The sequence below is a fragment of the Rhizobium rosettiformans W3 genome, from assembly GCF_004912135.1.
Classification (GTDB): domain Bacteria; phylum Pseudomonadota; class Alphaproteobacteria; order Rhizobiales; family Rhizobiaceae; genus Allorhizobium; species Allorhizobium rosettiformans.
Genome location: NZ_STGU01000006.1, coordinates 79,871 through 99,144, shown reverse-complemented (window position 1 = coordinate 99,144; position 19,274 = coordinate 79,871). Strand labels below are relative to the sequence as shown.

At 62.2% G+C, this 19,274-nt stretch carries 18 protein-coding genes; 8 read left to right on the top strand and 10 right to left on the bottom strand.

The window, feature by feature from the left end; all coding sequences use genetic code 11:
• Nucleotides 1–15 precede the first annotated feature (15 nt).
• The 3 genes from FAA86_RS12580 to FAA86_RS12570 form a co-directional block, all read right to left on the bottom strand.
• The gene (locus FAA86_RS12580; RefSeq protein WP_136541053.1) at nt 16–756 is read right to left on the bottom strand and encodes a substrate-binding periplasmic protein; all 741 of its coding nucleotides are present in this window, start codon (nt 754–756) and stop codon (nt 16–18) included.
• 24 nt (nt 757–780) lie between these two features.
• On the bottom strand, nt 781–3,159 hold the full coding sequence (locus FAA86_RS12575) for an EAL domain-containing protein (protein WP_136541051.1): 2,379 nt from the start codon (nt 3,157–3,159) through the stop codon (nt 781–783).
• 206 nt (nt 3,160–3,365) lie between these two features.
• On the bottom strand, nt 3,366–3,974 hold the full coding sequence (locus tag FAA86_RS12570; RefSeq protein WP_136541049.1) for a 50S ribosomal protein L25/general stress protein Ctc: 609 nt from the start codon (nt 3,972–3,974) through the stop codon (nt 3,366–3,368).
• A 297-nt stretch (nt 3,975–4,271) separates the two neighbouring features.
• Between FAA86_RS12570 and FAA86_RS12565 the strand changes: the two genes are divergently transcribed.
• From FAA86_RS12565 to FAA86_RS12550, 4 genes are all read left to right on the top strand, one after another.
• Complete coding sequence (locus FAA86_RS12565) at nt 4,272–6,356, top strand: putative bifunctional diguanylate cyclase/phosphodiesterase (protein WP_136541047.1); 2,085 nt, start codon at nt 4,272–4,274, stop codon at nt 6,354–6,356.
• Between the two features lie 140 nt (nt 6,357–6,496).
• Nucleotides 6,497–7,453, top strand: coding sequence for a helix-turn-helix domain-containing protein (locus tag FAA86_RS12560; protein WP_136541045.1), 957 nt, complete (start codon nt 6,497–6,499; stop codon nt 7,451–7,453).
• Nucleotides 7,454–7,589: 136 nt separating this feature from the next.
• Complete coding sequence (gene adh / locus FAA86_RS12555) at nt 7,590–9,104, top strand: aldehyde dehydrogenase (RefSeq protein ID WP_136541043.1); 1,515 nt, start codon at nt 7,590–7,592, stop codon at nt 9,102–9,104.
• Between the two features lie 156 nt (nt 9,105–9,260).
• The gene (locus FAA86_RS12550; protein WP_136541041.1) at nt 9,261–9,647 is read left to right on the top strand and encodes a DUF779 domain-containing protein; all 387 of its coding nucleotides are present in this window, start codon (nt 9,261–9,263) and stop codon (nt 9,645–9,647) included.
• Between the two features lie 9 nt (nt 9,648–9,656).
• Here the strand turns inward: FAA86_RS12550 and FAA86_RS12545 are convergent, their stop codons facing one another.
• The 7 genes from FAA86_RS12545 to lgt all read right to left on the bottom strand — a co-directional run bounded on the left by FAA86_RS12545 (nt 9,657) and on the right by lgt (nt 16,694).
• Entirely contained in the window at nt 9,657–10,514 is an 858-nt protein-coding gene (locus FAA86_RS12545; RefSeq protein ID WP_246035070.1) for a hypothetical protein, read from the bottom strand.
• Nucleotides 10,515–10,667: 153 nt separating this feature from the next.
• Nucleotides 10,668–11,600 carry a ribose-phosphate pyrophosphokinase gene (locus FAA86_RS12540; protein ID WP_113458748.1) on the bottom strand — a complete coding sequence of 311 codons (933 nt, stop codon included), beginning with the start codon at nt 11,598–11,600 and terminating at the stop codon, nt 10,668–10,670.
• Between the two features lie 151 nt (nt 11,601–11,751).
• Entirely contained in the window at nt 11,752–12,534 is a 783-nt protein-coding gene (locus FAA86_RS12535) for a hypothetical protein (protein ID WP_377343526.1), read from the bottom strand.
• A 123-nt stretch (nt 12,535–12,657) separates the two neighbouring features.
• On the bottom strand, nt 12,658–13,809 hold the full coding sequence (locus tag FAA86_RS12530) for a M24 family metallopeptidase (RefSeq protein WP_113458750.1): 1,152 nt from the start codon (nt 13,807–13,809) through the stop codon (nt 12,658–12,660).
• 1 nt (nt 13,810) lies between these two features.
• Nucleotides 13,811–14,554, bottom strand: a complete 744-nt coding sequence (pgeF, locus tag FAA86_RS12525) for a peptidoglycan editing factor PgeF (RefSeq protein ID WP_377344427.1) — start codon at nt 14,552–14,554, stop codon at nt 13,811–13,813.
• Between the two features lie 181 nt (nt 14,555–14,735).
• Complete coding sequence (locus FAA86_RS12520) at nt 14,736–15,836, bottom strand: class I SAM-dependent methyltransferase (protein WP_136541035.1); 1,101 nt, start codon at nt 15,834–15,836, stop codon at nt 14,736–14,738.
• Between the two features lie 9 nt (nt 15,837–15,845).
• On the bottom strand, nt 15,846–16,694 hold the full coding sequence (gene lgt, locus FAA86_RS12515; protein WP_136541033.1) for a prolipoprotein diacylglyceryl transferase: 849 nt from the start codon (nt 16,692–16,694) through the stop codon (nt 15,846–15,848).
• A 190-nt stretch (nt 16,695–16,884) separates the two neighbouring features.
• On the opposite strand from lgt, the gene FAA86_RS12510 reads away from it, so the two are divergent.
• The 4 genes from FAA86_RS12510 (at nt 16,885) to FAA86_RS12495 (ending at nt 19,251) form a co-directional block, all read left to right on the top strand.
• Nucleotides 16,885–17,145 (top strand): accessory factor UbiK family protein, encoded by a 261-nt coding sequence (locus tag FAA86_RS12510; protein WP_136541362.1) that lies wholly within the window; start codon nt 16,885–16,887, stop codon nt 17,143–17,145.
• A 443-nt stretch (nt 17,146–17,588) separates the two neighbouring features.
• Nucleotides 17,589–18,089, top strand: a complete 501-nt coding sequence (locus FAA86_RS12505) for a type III secretion system chaperone family protein (protein ID WP_054151521.1) — start codon at nt 17,589–17,591, stop codon at nt 18,087–18,089.
• Nucleotides 18,090–18,091: 2 nt separating this feature from the next.
• On the top strand, nt 18,092–18,910 hold the full coding sequence (proC, locus tag FAA86_RS12500) for a pyrroline-5-carboxylate reductase (protein WP_136541031.1): 819 nt from the start codon (nt 18,092–18,094) through the stop codon (nt 18,908–18,910).
• Nucleotides 18,907–19,251, top strand: a complete 345-nt coding sequence (locus tag FAA86_RS12495) for a tRNA-binding protein (RefSeq protein WP_136541029.1) — start codon at nt 18,907–18,909, stop codon at nt 19,249–19,251. The genes proC and FAA86_RS12495 overlap by 4 nt, the downstream gene beginning before the upstream one ends.
• The last annotated feature ends 23 nt before the right edge of the window (nt 19,252–19,274 follow it).

Below are 19,274 nucleotides of genomic sequence, written 5' to 3'. Positions count from 1 at the left end.
ACGGATGTCGGATCGTCACGGATTGGCGGCGACGAGACCGAAGTTCGAGTAGCGCAGATTGTAAGTCTCGAAGATCTCGGCCTGCGTGCCGTTCTCGATCAGCTTGTCGAGCGCGCCCTGCATGCGGGCGAGGAGTTCTTCCGGGAAATCGGCATTGCAGGCGATGGCGAATTTCTGCTCGGAGAAGACGAATTGCGCTTCGAGTTCCTCGCCCTTTTCCTGCAGCTCGATATAGTGCTGCTCGGAAATCGGCATCAGGTCGATGCGCTTGCTCTGCAGCTTCTTCAGCGTCAGCTTCAGGTCGGTCGCGAGATCGATCTTGGGGAAGCCCTCGTTCTCCAGCAGCGTCTGGGTGTAGTCATTGCGCTGCGTGCCGACGATGTGGTTCCTGGCTTCCTCGATATTGGCAACCTTGATGCCCGATCCCTTGTGGGCAACCATGAAGTTGCGGCCGACGGCCACGGGCTCGACCCATTTGAACTTCTTGTCGCGTTCCGGAATATGGGCGGTGGTGAAGACGCAGTGCATCTTCTCGGTTTCCGCCAGCGCGATGGCGCGCGCCCAAGGCATCATCTCGATGGTGTAGGGCACCTTGATGTCCTCCATCATCAGGAGAACCTGGTCATACCCAGCGCCGCGGATCTCGGATCCGACGCGGAAGTTATAGGGCGGATAGTCTTCCGTGGTGAAATGGACGATGTCTGCGGCGGCGACCGGGGCCGCCGCAAGTGAAAGCATGATGCCTAAAACTTTCATTGCGGTTCCCTCTTACAGTTGCTGTCAGCCGGCTGAGACCTTCGGCAGGCGGGCCGGCTGGCTGGTGGATTGCTCGATCAGTGCGGAAAGCGCCTGCGGATGGGCGAAGTGGTAGCCCTGGCCATAATCGACGCCGAACTCTTCCAGGATGCGCCGCTGTTCCTCGGTCTCGATGCCCTCGGCGACCACGGTGCATTCCATCTTGTGGGAAATCGCGGTGATGCCTTCGACTAGCATGCGGCTCTTGTGGCGCAATTCCGGCTCGTCGGCGGTCAGCGAGCGGATGAAGGACTGATCGATCTTGACGATGTCGACGGGGAAGCGGTTGAGGTAGCTCAGGGACGAATACCCGGTGCCGAAGTCGTCGAGGGCGAGGCGATAACCATAGCGGTTGAACTCGTCGAGGATCGTGCGGATCTGCGGGTTGTCGTGCAGCAGGGTCGCTTCGGTGATTTCGATGACGATGCGCTGCGGAGCGATGTCGAAATGCGCGCTCAGTGCGGCAAGCCGGACCGGCAGAGACGGATCGAACTGCAGCGGCGAGAAGTTGATGGCGAGATAGGCGTCGTGGTTGCCGGTGATGGCGCTGAGGCGGGCGAGATTGGCGAGCGCCTTTTCCAAGACCTGGCCGCCCAGCCGGCTGATCGCACCGGTCTCTTCGGCGACGCAGATGAGTTCGGCCGGAGGGATGATGCCGCGCTCCGGATGCACAAGGCGCATCAGGGCCTCATAGCCGACGGTGCGGCCGCTCTCGACCTCCACGATCGGCTGGAAGAAGGCATCGAACCAGTCTTCCGACAGGCCTTCCTCGATGTCGTGCTCGATCTCGGCGCGGCGGCGGGTGTGATCCTGGATCTCGGAGTTGTAGAGGGCCGCGCCGTTCTTGCCGTCGCGCTTCTTGCTGTACATTGCCATGTCCGACTTCTGCAGAAGTTCGGCGGCATTGGCGGCGTGATTGGGGTAGAGCGCGATGCCGATGCTGGCGCTGAGGCGGACTGTCGAGCCTTCGATGTTCATCGGATCGACGAAGATATCGCAAAGCGCGCGGCTGAGGTCGCTCGCGACCGGCTCGATGGCCGGGCCGCGGAGCAGGACGGCAAACTCGTCACCGCCCAGACGCGCGGCTATTGCGCCGCGGGGGAGGCGGTCGTTCATGCTCTCGACGAAGCGGCAGAGAACGAGGTCGCCGGCCTGGTGGCCGAGATTGTCGTTGATCCATTTGAAGCGGTCGAGGTCGACGAAAATGCAGGCGAGTTCTTCGCCGGCGGCGTCGGTTGCTGCGATCTCGCTGTCGAGAGCGGTTTCGAAGCCCTGGCGGTTTCGCAGACCGGTCAGGTGGTCGGTGATCGCCTGGCGGTGATTTCGCTCTTCCGACTGCTTCAGCGCGGTCACGTCGGTCATGACGGAGAGGGAGAGGTCTTCCTTGGCGCCCTCGATCTTCCGGCTTGCTTCGGCGATCAGCACATCCATGACCGTGCCATCGGCACAGACGAACTGGGTCGTGGCTTCCAGAACGTCGGCGATCGAGCGGGTCTTCTTGCGCTCCTGATAGGCGGCGCGGGCTTCTTGCGGCACGAGTTCGACGAACCGGCGGCCGACGACCTGGTGGCGCTGATAGCCGGTGGCGAGCAGCCAGTAGTCGCTGACGCTGGTGATGCGGTCTTCCTCGTCGAGCGAGAACAGCATGGCCGGCGTCGTGTTGTAGATGTCCGTCGAGCGGCGATGGGCGAGGCGCAGCTCACCTTCTTCCTGCTCGAGCTTGATCTGCATGGCGTTGAAGCTGCGGGCCAGACGGCCGATCTCGTCGTTCGACTGCCAGTCCACATGGTGGCGGGAGCCGAGCCGGCGGGTGGCTTCAATGGCGGCGGTCAGCTTCAGCAGCGGCTTCATGACCATCAGGCGGTTGCCGACGACGGCCGCGCCGACAACGCCGACGACCGCCAGCATGAAGATGCCGATCAGCATCACCTCGGCCTGGCGCAGCGAGGAGAAGATGTCGATCCGGCTATAGTAGATGGTGATGGTGCCGACGAGCTTCGGGCCTTCGACCGCGCGGTAGAAGATCTCGCGCGTGATCGATTCCAGGCCGTTCTTCGGCCATTTGGGTAGCGCTGGCATGGAGACCGAGATGCCGCCGGAGACGTCCCTGACGTTCACGCGGCTGACGGGCCCATTGGAGACGATCGTTGCGGTGATCTGTTCGACGCTTTCCTGGTCGAAGTCCCAAAGCGGCTTGGCAAGCGCCTGCGCATTGGCGGCGAGCAGGATGTCGAGGTTCTGCTGCAGTTCGTTTGCGGCGCGTTCCGTCGCCAGCGACAGGAAAAGCGCGAAGAGCGGCACGACCAGAATGAAGATCGTGATCCCTACGATGGCGAGGAATCGGCTCTCGACCGAACGTGTCATCAGCGAACCGCCAGATGCGGCGCGGGATGATGCAACATAACCCTCAAAGCTCCCCTCACGCAATAATTGAGAGACGGAGGCTTTCACGAAATACTTTAAATCTGACTAAAGAGAAATAGTCGGATTCCAGAGTCTGCGAGCAGTGATTGTATTAAAAAAGCCCACCCCGCGAAGGGTGGGCTCGTCGATCATGTAGATCAGAAAGATCAGGCTTCTGCCGAACCTTCTTCTTCTTCTTCCGTGACGCCAGCGGCCGGAGCAACGATCGTTGCAATCGTGAAGTCGCGGTCAGCGATAACAGGGGTCACGCCCTTCGGCAGCTTGACGGCCGAGATGTGGATCGCGTCGCCGACCTTGAGGCCAGCGAGGTCAACCGTGATGGCTTCCGGGATGTCCGATGCCGGGCAGTGCAGTTCAACTTCGTGGCGAACGATGTTGAGAACGCCGCCGGTCTTGATGCCGGACTTCTCTTCGTTGATGAAGTGAACCGGAACCTGAACCGATACCTGGCTGTTGGCCGAGACGCGCAGGAAGTCGACATGCATCGTGAAGTCACGAACGCGGTCGAGCTGGTAGTCCTTCGGCAGAACGCGGATCTTCTCGCCATCGAGATCGATGATGGCAACGGTGGTCATGAAACCGCCGGAGTGGATGCGCTTGGTGATCTCGTTCGTGTTGATCGAGATCGAAATCGGGGCCTGCTTGTCACCATAGATGACAGCCGGGATGAAACCGTTGCGGCGAAGTTCGCGGGAGGACCCCTTACCTACCCGTTCGCGTGCTACGGCCTTGAGCTCGTAAGAAGCGTGGCTCATGGCTTTACCTTTCAAGTTACTGGAGAGCCCTGGCGACGCATTTTGGTCATACCAGAACGGGAGACCGTTGCCGGTCCCATCCACATTGCCTCCAAGGGTGTCTGTGTGGATCGCGCGCCTATAGACCAGATGATGCGCAATAGCAAGGTAATCCCGGGCATTGCCGCGGATTACGCGTTTGTGATCAGCCAGAAGGCAATAAGGGCTTCGATGTCGATTTGCTAACCATTTCGGTTGAGCAGTTCGAAATTGACGGGTGTTAAATGAGTCCGGTCTTAATCACCTGGTCCGATTTCCATGCTCGAAGTTCTCACCTGCATCGCTGTCGAACACGATCCCTTGTCCCTGATCGCTGCCGTCTCCGTCTGCCTTTTCGGATCGCTTCTGACGATGCGGCTCTTCGGTCGGGTGCGCAACACACGCGGCGTAACGCGCGCGAGCTGGATTTCGTTGACGAGTGTGATCGGCGGCGCCGGGATCTGGACGACCCATTTCGTCGCCATGATGGGGTATGAGGCCGATGTTCTGGCCGGTTACGAACCGACGGCGACCTTGACCTCGCTCGTGCTCGCCATTGCCATCACCGGCATCGGCTTTGCCATTGCCGCAGCAACCCAGCGCAGCCTGCTGATCGAGGCGGGTGGTGCGCTCGTCGGCGGTGGGATCGCCGCGATGCATTATGTCGGCATGTCCGGCTATCAGGTCCAGGGCCATCTCGAGTGGAACCAAACCTATGTCGTTGCTTCGCTGATTGCCGGTGCCGTGTTTGGCGCGCTCGCCACCAGCCGCGTTGCCCGACCGGTCACCCGCTTTTGCCGGTATGGCGGTGGCGTGGCGCTGGTGCTGGCGATCGCATCGACACATTTCATTGGCATGACGGCCGTCACGGTCGTGCCGGATGCCTCGGCGGCTTTGCCTGCCAACATGCTGCCGGAAAGCGTTCTGACCGTCGTGCTGATGCTGGTGACGGTTCTGATCCTTTCGATCGGATCCATGACCTATGTGATCGACCGCCAGTCCAGCAAATCCGCCGTCGAACGGTATCGCCAGCTGTCCTTGCATGACGCGCTGACCGGGCTTCCGAACCGCAGCGCCTTCGTCGAGCGGCTCGGCCACATGATGGAGGCGCCGGCGGCGAGGGCGGATCGGATCTACATCCTGTCCTTCGACCTCGACCGTTTCAAGGAAATCAACGACGTACACGGCCATGCGGCCGGCGACCACGTGCTGCGGATCGCAGCCGAGCGTCTGGGTCGCCGCCTTCGCGATGGCGAGTTCGTGGCGCGCATCGGTGGAGACGAGTTCATCGCGGTGACCTCGCGCCTCTTCACCCATGCCGAGGCGGAGCAGATGGCTGCGCGCATCATCCGCGATCTCTGCGAGCCGATCGGCTGGGAGGATATGACGCTTGCCATCGGCACCAGCATCGGCATCTCGGTCTTCCCTGACAATGCCGAGACGATCGACGACCTGCTTGCCCAGGCCGATACCGCCATGTATCGCGCCAAGTCGATCGGCTCCAACCAGATCTGTTTCTACGACAAGTCGATGGATCAGGCCGCGCGCGAACGCAGTGCGCTCGCCATGGACATGCGCGCCGGGCTCGAGCGCGGCGAGTTCATGCTTTACTTCCAGCAGCAGAACAACACACAGACCGGTGAAGTCGTCGGTTTCGAGGTTCTCCTGCGCTGGCTGCATCCCAAGCGTGGGCTGGTGTCGCCGGTCGAGTTCATTCCGATCGCGGAGCGCACCGGTTTCATCATGGAGCTCGGGGACTGGGTCCTGCGTAGGTCGTGTCAGGAGGCGGTGAAGTGGGGCAATCCTCTGCGCATCGCCGTCAATGTCGCCCCCAAGCAGCTCGCCAACGCCAATTTTCCGCAGCATGTGCGGGACATCCTGAAGGAAACCGGTCTCGCGCCGGAGCGACTCGAGCTTGAGATCACCGAATCCGGCATCATCGCCGACCAGCAGAATGCACTGTCGATCATCCGGCAGCTGAAGGCGATCGGCGTGAAGATCGCGATGGACGATTACGGTACCGGCTATTCGTCGCTCTCGACTCTGCAGCTTTTCCCGTTCGACAAGATCAAGATCGATCGCGGCTTCATCGACAGCGTGGTGGAAAACCGACAGTCGGCGGCCATCGTCCGCTCGACCCTCATTCTTGCCCAGAGCCTGAATATTCCGGTTCTCGCCGAGGGTGTGGAGAATGCTGAACACCTGCGTTTCCTGCAGGATGAGGGCTGCGAGCAGGTGCAGGGCTATCTCTACGGCAAGCCGCAGCCGCTTTCCGAACTCCAGGCGATCGTCAATCCGCCGGCTTCACAGGAACAGCCAGCGCCAGAGGCTGGAGAGACCGGCAAGGGCAGTCTCGCAGCCTGATCTCCATTTCATGCGCGCGACTGTCGCAGAATTGCGCCAGTTTCCGGCGTGGAGCGTGAAGCGGTCATCTGCCGCAATGATGAGCGATTGCCTCTTCAGGCGGAAGGCGCATACTGTCGCCCGTGCTTTGGGAGGAGCCGATGCGCCAGGAAATCCGTCATTCCGATCTCGTCTACTCGACGGCGCAGAAAGCGTCGGCGGCCGTGACCTCGCCGGTGGCGGCGTCCTGGAGCCGTTGTCTCAACCTCTATCGTCTGCAGCCGGAAGAGGCGCGCAAGCCGATCCATGTCGACGAAGTGACCTTTCGCGAGGCACGCGAGCGCATGGAGCGCTTGATCGGCAGCTCGACCGACGAAGTGGATCGGCTCTATCAGATGGTCGGTCGCTCCGGTTGCTGCATCATCCTTGCAGACCAGAACGGGATCGTGGTCGACCGGCGTGGTGCGCCGGGCGATGATGTCGAGTTTCGGTCTCTCGGGCTCTGGGAGCAGACGCTGTGGAGCGAGGCGAGCGTCGGCACCAATGGCATCGGCACGGCGCTGGCCGACGAGCGGGCCGTTGTCATTCATCGCGACCAGCATTTCATGAGCGCCAATATCGGTCTCTCCTGCGCGACGGCACCGATCCGGGACCATCTCGGTCGGGTGACGGCCGCGCTCGACGTCTCCACCTGCCGCGACGACGTCTCGGATCTGACGCTTGCGGTTCTGTCCCAGGCGGTGCGGGATGCTGCGGCGCGCGTGGAAAGCAATCTTTTCCGCCAGGCCTTTGCCGGCGCCCGCATCGTCATGGTGCCACAGGCAAATTCGATGTCGGCCTTGATCGCCGTCGATGGCGACGATCTCATCCTGGGCGCCACGAAAGCCGCGCGCATCGCACTCAAGCTCGATGACGGCCTGATTGCACAAGGCCTGCCGGCCGCGGATGCGCTGAAGGAAACACGCGGTGAGGCGATCAGCGATCTCGACGATGCCGAGCGGGCCGCTCTGCGCCGTGTCCTGTCGCGGGCGAATGGCAATGTCTCGCAGGCCGCCCAGATGCTCGGCATCAGCCGGGCCACGCTGCACCGGAAGATGAAGCGCTTCCAGCTCCACTGACTGCGCGTTATGTGTCGCATTCCTGAAACACTGTGCGCTGCAGCACTGTTTTGCGACACTGTTCCTTGCACCGGATCGCGGCAATCCTCCTGCCATCGGGACCCGAGGAGGGGTCCCTTTACAGGGAGGATGACAGATGAACATTCAGGTGCAGACGATTGCGGCTTCGCCGTTCAAGCTGAAATACGGCAACTTCATCGGCGGTGAATTCCGTGAGCCGGTAAACGGCCGCTACTTTGAGAACACGACGCCGGTCACCGGCGGCAAGCTCTGCGACATCGCCCGTTCGGACGAGGCCGACGTCAATCTGGCGCTCGATGCCGCACACGCCGCCAAGGACAAATGGGGCCGCACCTCGACGACCGAGCGCGCCAACATCCTCAACAAGATCGCCGACCGCATGGAGGCCAATCTGGAGCTTCTGGCGCGCGCCGAAACCTGGGACAACGGCAAGCCGCTGCGCGAGACCATGGCTGCCGACATTCCCCTTGCCATCGACCACTTCCGTTATTTTGCCGCCTGCGTCCGTTCTCAGGAAGGCACGATCGGTGAAGTCGATCATGACACCATCGCCTATCACTTCCATGAGCCGCTCGGCGTCGTCGGCCAGATCATTCCCTGGAACTTCCCGATCCTGATGGCCGCCTGGAAAGTGGCCCCGGCGCTGGCTGCCGGGAACTGCGTGGTGCTGAAGCCTGCCGAGCAGACGCCGGCCTCGATCCTGGTGCTGGTGGAGCTGATCGCCGATCTCCTGCCGCCGGGCGTCTTGAATGTCGTCAACGGTTTTGGCCTCGAAGCCGGCAAGCCCCTTGCGACCAGCCAGCGTGTTGCCAAGATCGCCTTCACCGGCGAAACCTCGACCGGCCGTCTGATCATGCAGTATGCCAGCCAGAACCTTATCCCGGTGACGCTGGAGCTCGGTGGCAAGTCGCCGAACATCTTCTTCGAAGACGTGATGCGCGAGGACGACGACTATCTCGACAAGGCGCTCGAAGGTTTCGCGATGTTCGCGCTCAATCAGGGCGAGGTCTGCACCTGCCCAAGCCGTGCGCTGGTGCATGAGAAGATCTATGACCGCTTCATGGAAAAGGCGGTCAAGCGCGTCGAGGCCGTCATCCAGGGCGACCCGCTGGCCATGTCGACGATGATCGGCGCGCAGGCCTCTTCCGAGCAGCTCGAAAAGATCCTGTCCTATATCGATATCGGCAAGCAGGAAGGCGCCGAAGTGCTGACCGGCGGCTATCGCAACGAATTGCCGGGCGAGCTTTCGGGCGGCTACTATGTCAAGCCGACGGTCTTCCGCGGGCACAACAAGATGCGCATCTTCCAGGAAGAGATCTTCGGACCTGTCGTTTCGGTCACGACCTTCAAGGACGAGGCAGAGGCGCTCGAAATCGCCAACGATACGCTCTACGGCCTCGGTGCCGGCGTGTGGAGCCGCGATGCCAACACCTGCTACCACTTCGGCCGCAACATCCAGGCCGGTCGCGTTTGGACCAACTGCTACCACGCCTATCCGGCCCATGCGGCCTTCGGCGGCTACAAGCAGTCGGGCATCGGTCGCGAGACCCACAAGATGATGCTCGATCACTACCAGCAGACGAAGAACATGCTGGTCTCCTACAGCCCGAAGGCTTTGGGTTTCTTCTGAGGCTCCACACCTCCCCTTGAGGGGGGAGGTCGCAGCGAAGCTGCGGGTGGGGGTGATGGTTCGGTATCCATGGGTCACCCCACCCCGGCACTGCGTGCCGACCCTCCCCCTCAAGGGGAGGGTCTAACCGTTGCACCCCGCTCGGAAGGAACTACCGTGACCAACAGCCCCACCCCAGACCAGCCCCGTGTCATCGCAACGGATGCCGCGCTCGCATTCCTCGCCGAGATTCGCGAGGATCACCCCGACATCCTCTTTCACCAATCCGGCGGTTGCTGTGACGGGTCGACGCCGATGTGTTATCCGGCTAGCGAATATCGGGTCGGGGAGACGGATGTGAAGCTTGGCGAGATCGGCGGCGTGCCGTTCTATATCAGCGGCAGCCAGTATGCCGTCTGGGCGCATACGCAGCTGATCATCGATGTCGTGCCGGGCAGGGGCGGGATGTTCTCCCTCGACAACGGTCGGGAACGCCGTTTTCTTACACGGTCGCGGCTGTTCGACGGCGGCGAGGCCTGTCCGCTGCCTCTGGCTCGCGGATAAGCTCGTCCGTCAGCAGAGCCCGACGGCCTCGCAGGCGGCGTCGACCACGGCGAGCTTGACTGCCTGCGTCGTATGATACTCGTGCAGGAAGGCGCGCGAGACCCAGAGGGTGGAGCGCCCGCGACTGCCTTCCCAGCCGACACTGCCGATCGCTTCGGCTTCGCGCAGCTTGCGGGTCAGATGGGTTCTCGACAGGCGGAAGGTCTCGGCCAGTTCCGGAACGGAGCGCACGCGCGTCGGGACACGCTCCAGCTCGGCATCGGCCTGCTCTATGCCCAGCATCATCCAGTCCATCACGATCCCCCCATTGTTCAGCCAGGTGAAGAGGGACCAGGTCTGGGTCGGCGTGCGCAAGGGAGACGAGGACATGGCCCGCGTGGCGATCTGCGGATGAAGGCGGGCGAGGTAACGGTCGTCGGTCTCTAGCAGTTCGCTCCGCCTGCCGCCATCCAGCCGGTCTAGCGTTGCAAGATGAATGAGGACCCAGCGACGCGTGGCGGCGATGGTTTGCGGGGCGGGCACGAACGGGCGATTGCGCCGGTCTGAAGTCTGGCCGTTCAAGGCGATCCCATAGACCAGCATTTCCTTGATGAAGGCGTCGGCGGTGTTGACCGAGGATATATCGAGGGTCTTCACCTGCTCGAGATAACGGGCCATCAGGATGACGGGGTCGGGGTTGCCGCGCGCGACTTCGCTGAAATAGAGGCCCATGGCCAGATGGCCGAGCAGCCAGCGCTGCTGGGTGCCGAAAACGGCAGCAAGGCGAGGGGTTTCTTCATTGACTTGCAGCAGAGCTCGCGACTGGTCCCTGATCGCCTCGTGCAAATCCGGGTTGGCAAGCAGCTTTTCGACCGAGAGTGACATCATATCACGCAAGAAGGGGTGTAGTCTTCGCGCCCGTCCCGAAGGGGAACAGTGCGCCGGAAGCTGTATGCAAAGCGTAGACGCAGCGCAAGTGGCTGTGACACCGCTGACACTGCATTCTATTCTACAGGGTTAACCCGCAAATCTTGGGTCAGATCAGTCGAAGAGGCTGGAGACCGACTCTTCCTGGCTGGTGCGGTTGATGGCTTCGCCAAGCAGCGTCGCGGTCGAGAGCACACGGATGTTCGGGGCCGACAGGACGGCCGTGGTCGGCTGGATCGAGTCGGTGATCACGAGTTCGCGCAGCTTCGAAGAGGCGACGCGCGTGACGGCGCCGCCGGAGAGAACGCCATGCGTGATGTAAGCGGTGACACTGGTGGCACCGTTCTTCAACAGCGCTTCGGCTGCATTGCAGAGCGTGCCGCCGGAATCGACGATGTCGTCGATCAGGATACAGTCCTTGCCGGTGACGTCACCGATGACGTTCATGACTTCGGACTCACCTGGGCGATCACGACGCTTGTCGACGATCGCGAGCAGACAGTCGAGGCGCTTGGCAAGCGAGCGGGCGCGGACAACGCCGCCGACATCCGGCGAGACGACCATGACATTGTTGGTGTCATACTTGTCCTTGATGTCGCGCGCGAGAAGCGGCACGGCATAGAGGTTGTCGGTCGGGATATCGAAGAAACCCTGGATCTGGCCGGCATGCAGGTCGAGCGTCAGAACGCGGTCGGCACCGGCTTCGGTGATCAGATTGGCGACGAGCTTGGCCGAGATCGGCGTGCGCGGACCGGGTTTGCGGTCCTGGCGGGCATAGCCGAAATAGGGAAGGACGGCCGTGATGCGGCGTGCCGAGGATCGACGGAAGGCGTCGATCATGATCAGCAGTTCCATTAGGTGGTCGTTTGTCGGGAAGGACGTCGACTGAACGACGAAGACGTCTTCACCACGCACATTTTCCTGGATCTCTACGAAGATTTCCTGGTCTGCGAAACGGCGGACGCTGGCCTTGCCGAGTGGTACATTGAGATAGGAGCAGATCGCTTCGGCCAGTTGCCGGTTCGAATTACCTGCGAAAACCTTCATCTTGGCCCGCCTGTTACCATGCTGAGATGCGCGCTTTTTAGCGCCCTTCGACTTGAATGCAAGAGGTTTGGACGGTCAGGCCCATATTTTCGGTTGATGCGCCAAATCGGGCGCAGGATTTGCAGTTTGCGTGGCCGATTTGCGTCGGGCCTCAGCCTGCGCGGCTGTTTCGCCATGAGACATATTCGGCCATGCTCTTGGTTGCGATCTGTTGCATGACAGAGGCCGGAACACCGGCCCAGGGGTCCTGCGCGCCGGACGGGACAATCTCCTGACCCTGGATGCGATGCAGGCGTCCGCCGCTGCCGTCCAGGATATCCCAGACATAGGTGATCGTGACATTGCCGCCGTCGGAGAAGGCCGAGAAATAACCCTTCAGGATGTGTTCGCTCGAGGCGTCGCTTGCGCTTTTGATGGTCAGCCCGCGGGCGCGGGCTTCAGCGCCGAGCTGACGCGAGAGCGGTGTGACGGCCTGGACTGGGGCGCCGATGATCGGCAGGAAGCGGATGCTGCCCGTCGCCTGTGCCGCAGGTGGCAGCGAGGCCTGTTGCGCTGGCTGGGCGGCTTGCGACGGCTGGCTAGGTGCTGCCTGCTGCTGCGGGGCACTGGGGAACGCCTGGGAGACCTGACCCTCCAGAGGGGCGGATGCCACCGGGTTGCGACCGCCTTGGGCCAGAGCGGCTGCCTGGGCCTCAAGCGAGTTCTGCGGTCCGCGGACCGGCTCGGCGTAGCCGGGCTGGCTGAGCGGTGCGCTCTGGACCGGCTGGGTGCCTGCTGCCGGTGCAGCCAGTTCCTGGGTGTAGGCGGGTGGCAGGCTGCCGTTGCCGACGTCCGCGGGCGGCGTCAGCACATCCGTGCTGTTGCAGCCGGCCAGAAGGATGAGCACACCGATCGCGGCGGCCAGTCTCGTTGGCATTGTCCGGGAACATGTCACCGCGGCGGGTCCCTCCCAATCACTTCCGTCACAATTAATGTGACTAGCATCCTCTGCCTGTCAATTCCCTGAACGAACAGGCAAAACCGCGTGATTGCCGCGGCCGTGCCCCAGTTTGCGCACTTACGCGCTGATCAGATCCAGCGGATGCCGTGACAGGGCGCGCGGTGCCGTCTCCGTCGTGAGATAGGTATGGCCAACGGTCATCGCCGTTTCCCGATCGCTGTCCATGATGATCATGTGGACGAACAGCGTCATGTCGGCGGCAATTTCCTGCGGGTTGCCGGCATGGAACATCTGGTGCTCCATCCATGAGGGCGCAAAGCGTGCGCCAACCGAGTAACCGCAGGTGTTGAAGCGCTGGCGGGTCAGGCCGCGATCGTCCATCACCTTGGCATGCGCATCGAAGACTTCGCCGAAGGTGTGGCCCGGACGAAGCACATGTTCGATGGCGCGCATGCCTTCAAGCGCTGCCGCATAGAGTTCGCGATGCCGCGAGGTTGGCTCGCCGATGAGAACGGTGCGCAACATCGGCGCGTGGTAGTGGCTGGAGACACCGGCCCATTCCAGCGTCAGCTGATCGGTCTCTGACAGGCGGCGTCGGCCGGACTTGTAGCGGCAGAGCAGCGCATCCGCAGCCGAGCCGATGACAAAAGGATTGGCCGGATAATCGCCGCCGCCGGCAAGCACGGCCGATTGCATCGCCGCCAGGATTTCAGCCTCGTCGGCATCTGCGCGGATGAGGGGCAAAGCTGCATCGAAGGCGAGGTCTGCGAGTTCTGCAGCTTCCGTGACCTTCGCGATTTCCGCGGCCGATTTGACGAGGCGCAGATTGCTGACGATGTAGGACGCGTCGACCGTTTCGCAGAAATTGTTGAGTTGGTTGTCGACAAGGCGCGCGGCACGACCGGTCAGGCCATGAGTGTCGTATTCGACACCGACGCGCATGCCGAGCAGGTCGAGATCGCTGAGCAGATTGCGCAGATCGACGGCCGGGTCGGCATTCATCCGGTCGACCCAGACGACGATGTTGTCGATCGTCGAGGTCTGCTTGGCCTGACGGAGGTCGGGCGTGCGCGTCAGAAGCGTCATCGTTCCATCGGCCTTGACGACCAGCGTCTGGAAGAAGCAGTAGCCGAACGTGTCGTAGCCGGTGAGCCAATACATGCTTTCCTGAGCGAAGAGCAGCAGGGCATCGAGCTTTTCCTCGGCCATGCGCGCCATCAGGCGGGCACGGCGGGCGGAAAACTCGCTTTCTGAAAAGTGCAGGGCCATCTCAGTCCTCCTTGATCGCAATCGCCGAAATCTGCCGCCCGTAATCGGGTTCACCCGCATGGGTGGTTCGGCGGTAGGAAAAGAACGCTTCAGGCGCGGCATAGGTGCAAAGGCCAATGCTGTCTGCCTTCACCCCAGCTTCGGACAGCCGCATGACGGTCAGGCCCGGAAGGTCGAACATGGCGTGACCGGGCTTGGCGGACGGGGTGAAGAAGGCCTCATACCTCTTGTCGGCGGCAAGGAAGCGGTCGACGAATTCCGGACCGACCTCGTAATTGGCCTGCGAGATCGACGGGCCAAGCGTCGCGTGGATGCGGTTGCGATCTGCGCCCAGCGCGACCATGGCATCAATGGTGTTTTCGAGAACGCCGCCGAGTGCACCCTTCCAGCCGGCATGGGCTGCGCCAACGACACGGTTGTGCGGGTCGGCAAACAGGATCGGGCCGCAATCGGCCGTCAGGACGCCGAGGATGACGCCCGGGCTGGCCGTGACCTGAGCATCGGCCTGCGGGCGGCTGCCGTCATAGTCTGCGCCGACTACGACGACGTCGGGTGAGTGGATCTGGTGCGCCGTTGCAAGCCGGTCGAGCGGCTGGCCGAACCAGGCGCTGACACGGCGGCGGTTTTCGCGCACCTTCTCCGGGTCGTCATTGGAGCCGAGGCCGACATTCAGTCCGCGATAGATGCCCTCGGACACGCCGCCGTCCCTGGTAAAAAAGCCGTGGCGGATGCCGGCTGCACCCATGTCGTCCAGGCTTGCGGCCGTGACAGGGCGCGGTTGATCGGCTGTGCTCATGATTGTCTCTCCTGAGCCTGGCATTGCAAGGATGTGGCGGTGTTCCTGAGAAGCTTTTGAATTCAATCGGCTTTCTTCGATTTTGAGCCGTTCGGTTCTGGCGCGATCGTGCAGATCGCACCCCATCCTGTCAATGCTTGGACTTGAAAGGCAGCAATTGCACGGCGGGCGAGGAGACTGCCATGACCTTGAACAGTTCGCCCATGTAGCCACGTCCGGACCCTGCGAGGCGGTGTACGGCCTCGATGATCTCGCCTTGTGTCTTCTCGTCCTTGTCCCGGCCGAGGGACGCGGCGCGCTGCTCGATGCCGAGGCCGACAAGGAAGTCACCCTGATGCATGCAGCCGTTCAGATGCACGCCGGCAGCAACGGCTGTCCGGGCGAGGTTTTCGAAGTCGACATGGCTGGTGAGATCGGCAAGACCCGGATGGGCAAGGGGCGGATCATATTCATGGGCACGCACGGCTTGCAGCGTGTCGCCGAAGTTGCTGACCATGTGCCCGTAGTCGATGATCAGCGCCGTGCCGTGGCTTGCGATCAGGCGCTCGCAGATGGTCACCATCACCGACTGGCGGGCAGGGGCCACTTCAAAGATTTCGCCATCGGCGGGCGTGCTCAGACCCTGCGGCAGCATGGAGGGATCGAGGGTCGCCACACCGAGGGTGAAGCAGAGCTCGTCCTGATCATCAAGCCCGACCATGCGCTCGCGGAACCCGTTCGGCGTCTTGACGAACTGGCGGATCGGAATGGCATCGAAGAGTTCATTGGCGGCAAGCAGGGTGAAGCCTTGCGGCACGCCATCGAAGCTTTCGTGCCAGGAGACCTTGTCGCCATGGGCCGAAAGGGTCTCCATCTGGGTGAGCTTCAGAAGCGCGCTTGTCTCGACGAGATGGACCGTTGCGGTTTCATAGAGCTCCGGTGCCGCGCGCGAGATCACTCTCAGCATGTCGGACATCATGGTGCCGCGGCCGGGGCCGATTTCGACGAGGCGCACATCCCGCGGTTCGCCATGGCGCTGCCATGTGTTGATCATGAAGACGCCGAGCATTTCGCCGAAGAGCTGGCTGACTTCCGGTGCCGTGACGAAATCGCCGGCGCGCCCGAAGGGATGGCGGGTGCGGTAGTAGCCATGTTCGGGATCTGCGAGGCAGAGGGCGAAATAATCGGTGACGCTGATCGGGCCGTTGGCTGAAATCAGCGACTTGATCTTTTCGGCGAGCGGTGTGGCCATCGGCGCTCCTCAGCCTTGTGTCGCGGGGGCCGCGCGCCCCGATCGCACGAAAATCCAAATGCCGATCAGGACCATGGGCAGAGACAGCACCATGCCCATGGTCAGCCAGCCGCCGTAGAGATAGCCGATCTGCACGTCCGGCTCGCGGAAGAACTCGACGAAGATGCGGGCGGCGGCATAGCCGGCGACAAAGATGCCGGTGATCCTGCCGGGTGCGCGCAGGGCGCCGAAGAGGCGGGCGAGCACCTGGAGCACGATCAGGAGCACGAGGCCTTCGAGAGCCGCTTCATAGAGCTGGCTCGGATGGCGAGGGAAGGGGCCTCCGGTCGGGAAGGCCATGGCCCACGGCACGTCGGCCGGGCGGCCCCAGAGTTCACCATTGATGAAGTTGGCAATGCGGCCGAAGAACAGGCCGAGCGGCACGACGCTCGCGATGAGGTCGAACAGGCTCCACAGTCGGATCTGATGGCGGCGGGCGAAGAACACCATGGCGAGCGTCGCGCCGATGAAGCCGCCATGAAAGGACATGCCGCCGTTCCAGACCTCAATGGCGCGCATCGGATTGGCCGCGACCGAGGCGAAATCATAAAAGAAGATGTAGCCGAGGCGTCCGCCGGCCACGACACCGATCGCGGCCCACAGGACGAAGTCGTCGATCTGCTGCAGGGTGGCGGGCGACTGGCCGTTCGGCCACAGATGCGGGCGCTTCAGGAGGTCACGGGCGATCAACCAGCCCAGGAGAATGCCGGCGACATAAGCAAGCCCATACCAATGGACCGCCAGCGGACCAAGCGAAAAGGCGACCGGGTCGATCGCGGGAAAGGAGACGGCGGCGAAAAGGTCCAGGACTGACAACAATGGAGTACTTTCGTTAATGCTGCTGGAAAATGGCGTTGCGAATTGGCACGGTCAAGATGGAATCGGGGCGGCTGCGGCACCGTCAACCACCTTTATCTGTGCTTGCCGTCTTGCGTGCCGGCCTGTCTGGTCCTACCTCATCTTCAAGGATCGTTTTTCCGTCCGCTGTCTGCTTGAGAGGAGTTATTCCATGTCGACCGGCCCCAACCGTATTTTCGATGATTTTGCCAAGTTGATGACGGACGCCGCAGGCGCCGCGCAGGGTGTGCGCAAAGAGGTGGAAACCGCCTTTCACGCGCAGGCCGAGCGCTGGCTGAACAGCATGGACCTCGTCAAGCGCGAAGAGTTCGATGTGGTGCGCGAGATGGCGCTGAAGGCGCTCGAGGAGAACGAGGCGCTGAAGACGCGCCTCGAGACCCTGGAGGCGCAGCTTTCGGCGCAGGCCAAGTAAGGCCGCCGTCCCGTTTCGGGACACCGTCAATCGCGATATCTGACTTATCGAAGACCCATTGCCTGTGGCTTTGGGTCTTTTTGCATTTTCAGCGCCTTGACGATGGTTGCGGAGGTAATGCGCGACGAAAAAATTGGCGCTTGTGGACATCTCCCAAAAAGCCAATCGCCAGAGTCGCTTATGGGGTGATGCAAAGGCGATTCTGAAAGCGCCATCCACAGGCCGCTGGCCCAAATGTGACGAGGGGGGCTGGTGCTGGCTCGTCACGATTATACACTGATTTTCAACGATGATTCTGAGCGGGGGCCGCGTAAGTTTCGGACAGGGTGCGTGTTCTACCCTGGGGTCCTTCGGAATCGTTTTCAGTAGTTTCCGGTTCAGGTGTCCGAGTGGCCCGGCGATTTGCCGGGCGCCCGTAATCATTCCGGTCAAGAAGGTGATGCATGAGCCTCATGGAAATCGAAGTCGAACGCCAATCCAACCCGGTCGACATGATCGAGTTCGTTGCGGCGACCAATGACTGGTCGTTCGAGCGTTCGGGTGAAGACGAAATCGCAATGACAGTCGAGGGCCGGTGGGCCGACTATCATGTGTCCTTCTCCTGGATGGAGGAATTCGAGGCGCTGCATCTCGCTTCGGCCTTCGATCTCAAGATCCCCGAAAGCCGCCTGAACGAAGTCATCAAGCTTCTCTCCTACGTGAACGGTCAGGTCCTGATGGGCCATTTCGATCTCTGGCGGAACGAGGATGTCGTGATCTTCCGTCAGTCGCTGCTGCTCGCCGGCGGTGCCGAGCCGACCAATCGTCAGGTCGAGGTCCTTCTTTCGTCTGCAGTCGATGCCTGCGAAGCCTATTACCAGGCCTTTCAGTTCGTCGTGTGGTCCGGCATGGACGCCAAGAGCGCCATGGATGCGGTCCTGTTCGAGACGGTCGGAGAAGCCTGAGCATGACGCATGCCGCATTCGGACAGATCGTCCTCGTCGGAGCCGGAAACATGGGCGGCGCGATGCTGGCCGGCTGGTTGAAGAGTGGCGTGCCGGGAGCTTCGGTCACGGTGCTCGATCCCGGACCCTCCGACAAGATGATGGCGGCCATCGCCGAGGCCGGCGCCCGCCATTCGGTCACGCCGCCGGAAGGCCTTGTTGCCGATATTCTCTTCCTCGCCTTGAAGCCGCAGGTCATGGACGCGGTGCTTCCCGGTTTGAAGTCGCTCGTCGGTCCTGAGACAACCGTCGTTTCGGTCGCAGCCGGCAAGACCATCGCTTCGATGGAAGGCCATCTCGGTCAGGCCGCCATGGTGCGCGCCATGCCGAACACGCCTGCCATGGTTGGTCGTGGCGTCACCGGCGCATTTGCAAACTCTGCCGTTACCGACAGTCAACGTGAGATTGTTCACCGCCTGCTCCAGGTCTCCGGACCCGTCGAGTGGGTGGCGAGCGAAGCCGACATAAATGCCGTGACCGCCCTTTCGGGCAGCGGTCCGGCCTATGTCTTTTATCTCGTCGAGTGCATGGCAGAGGCAGGCCGCAAAGCGGGCCTGCCGGCGGACCTCGCCATGCGTCTCGCGCGGGAAACGGTCGCGGGGGCTGGTGAATTGTTGCACCAGTCCCCCGACCCGGCATCGACCCTGCGCAAGAACGTGACCTCGCCGGGCGGGACCACGGCGGCAGCGCTGTCGGTGCTGATGGCGGAGGATGCGATGCAGCCGCTCTTCGATCAGGCGATCGAGGCGGCGCGCAAACGGGCCGAGGAACTGGCTCAGTGAGCGGCGGGGAAATCACCTTTGCCGATTTCGAGAAGGTCGACATCCGTGTCGGCACGATTATCGAGGTCGAGACCTTTCCGGAAGCCCGCAAGCCCGCCTTCAAACTGAAGATCGACTTCGGGCCCGAGATCGGGATCAAGAAATCCTCCGCCCAGATCACCGTTCATTACACGCCCGAGACGCTTGTCGGCCGGCAAGTCCTGGGCGTGGTGAACTTTCCGGCGCGCCAGATCGGGCCGTTTCGCTCCGAGGTGCTGACCCTCGGTTTCGAGGACGAGAACGGCGCGATCGTACTGGCGGCGGTGGAGCAGCCGGTGCCGAACGGCAAGAAGCTGATGTGACCCAAGGGGCCTTCGGGTCCCTT

Bases quoted from the DNA above. Each gene is read 5' to 3' on its own strand.
- adh (WP_136541043.1), top strand. From the start codon at position 7,590: ATGAACATTCAGGTGCAGACGATTGCGGCTTCGCCGTTCAAGCTGAAA.
- FAA86_RS12530 (WP_113458750.1), bottom strand. From the start codon at position 13,809: ATGGCCCTGCACTTTTCAGAAAGCGAGTTTTCCGCCCGCCGTGCCCGC.
- FAA86_RS12565 (WP_136541047.1), top strand. From the start codon at position 4,272: ATGCTCGAAGTTCTCACCTGCATCGCTGTCGAACACGATCCCTTGTCC.
- FAA86_RS12545 (WP_246035070.1), bottom strand. From the start codon at position 10,514: ATGATGTCACTCTCGGTCGAAAAGCTGCTTGCCAACCCGGATTTGCAC.
- FAA86_RS12505 (WP_054151521.1), top strand. From the start codon at position 17,589: ATGAGCCTCATGGAAATCGAAGTCGAACGCCAATCCAACCCGGTCGAC.
- proC (WP_136541031.1), top strand. From the start codon at position 18,092: ATGACGCATGCCGCATTCGGACAGATCGTCCTCGTCGGAGCCGGAAAC.
- FAA86_RS12570 (WP_136541049.1), bottom strand. From the start codon at position 3,974: ATGAGCCACGCTTCTTACGAGCTCAAGGCCGTAGCACGCGAACGGGTA.
- FAA86_RS12575 (WP_136541051.1), bottom strand. From the start codon at position 3,159: ATGACACGTTCGGTCGAGAGCCGATTCCTCGCCATCGTAGGGATCACG.
- FAA86_RS12510 (WP_136541362.1), top strand. From the start codon at position 16,885: ATGTCGACCGGCCCCAACCGTATTTTCGATGATTTTGCCAAGTTGATG.
- FAA86_RS12540 (WP_113458748.1), bottom strand. From the start codon at position 11,600: ATGAAGGTTTTCGCAGGTAATTCGAACCGGCAACTGGCCGAAGCGATC.
- FAA86_RS12560 (WP_136541045.1), top strand. From the start codon at position 6,497: ATGCGCCAGGAAATCCGTCATTCCGATCTCGTCTACTCGACGGCGCAG.
- FAA86_RS12520 (WP_136541035.1), bottom strand. From the start codon at position 15,836: ATGGCCACACCGCTCGCCGAAAAGATCAAGTCGCTGATTTCAGCCAAC.
- pgeF (WP_377344427.1), bottom strand. From the start codon at position 14,554: ATGGGTGCAGCCGGCATCCGCCACGGCTTTTTTACCAGGGACGGCGGC.
- FAA86_RS12580 (WP_136541053.1), bottom strand. From the start codon at position 756: ATGAAAGTTTTAGGCATCATGCTTTCACTTGCGGCGGCCCCGGTCGCC.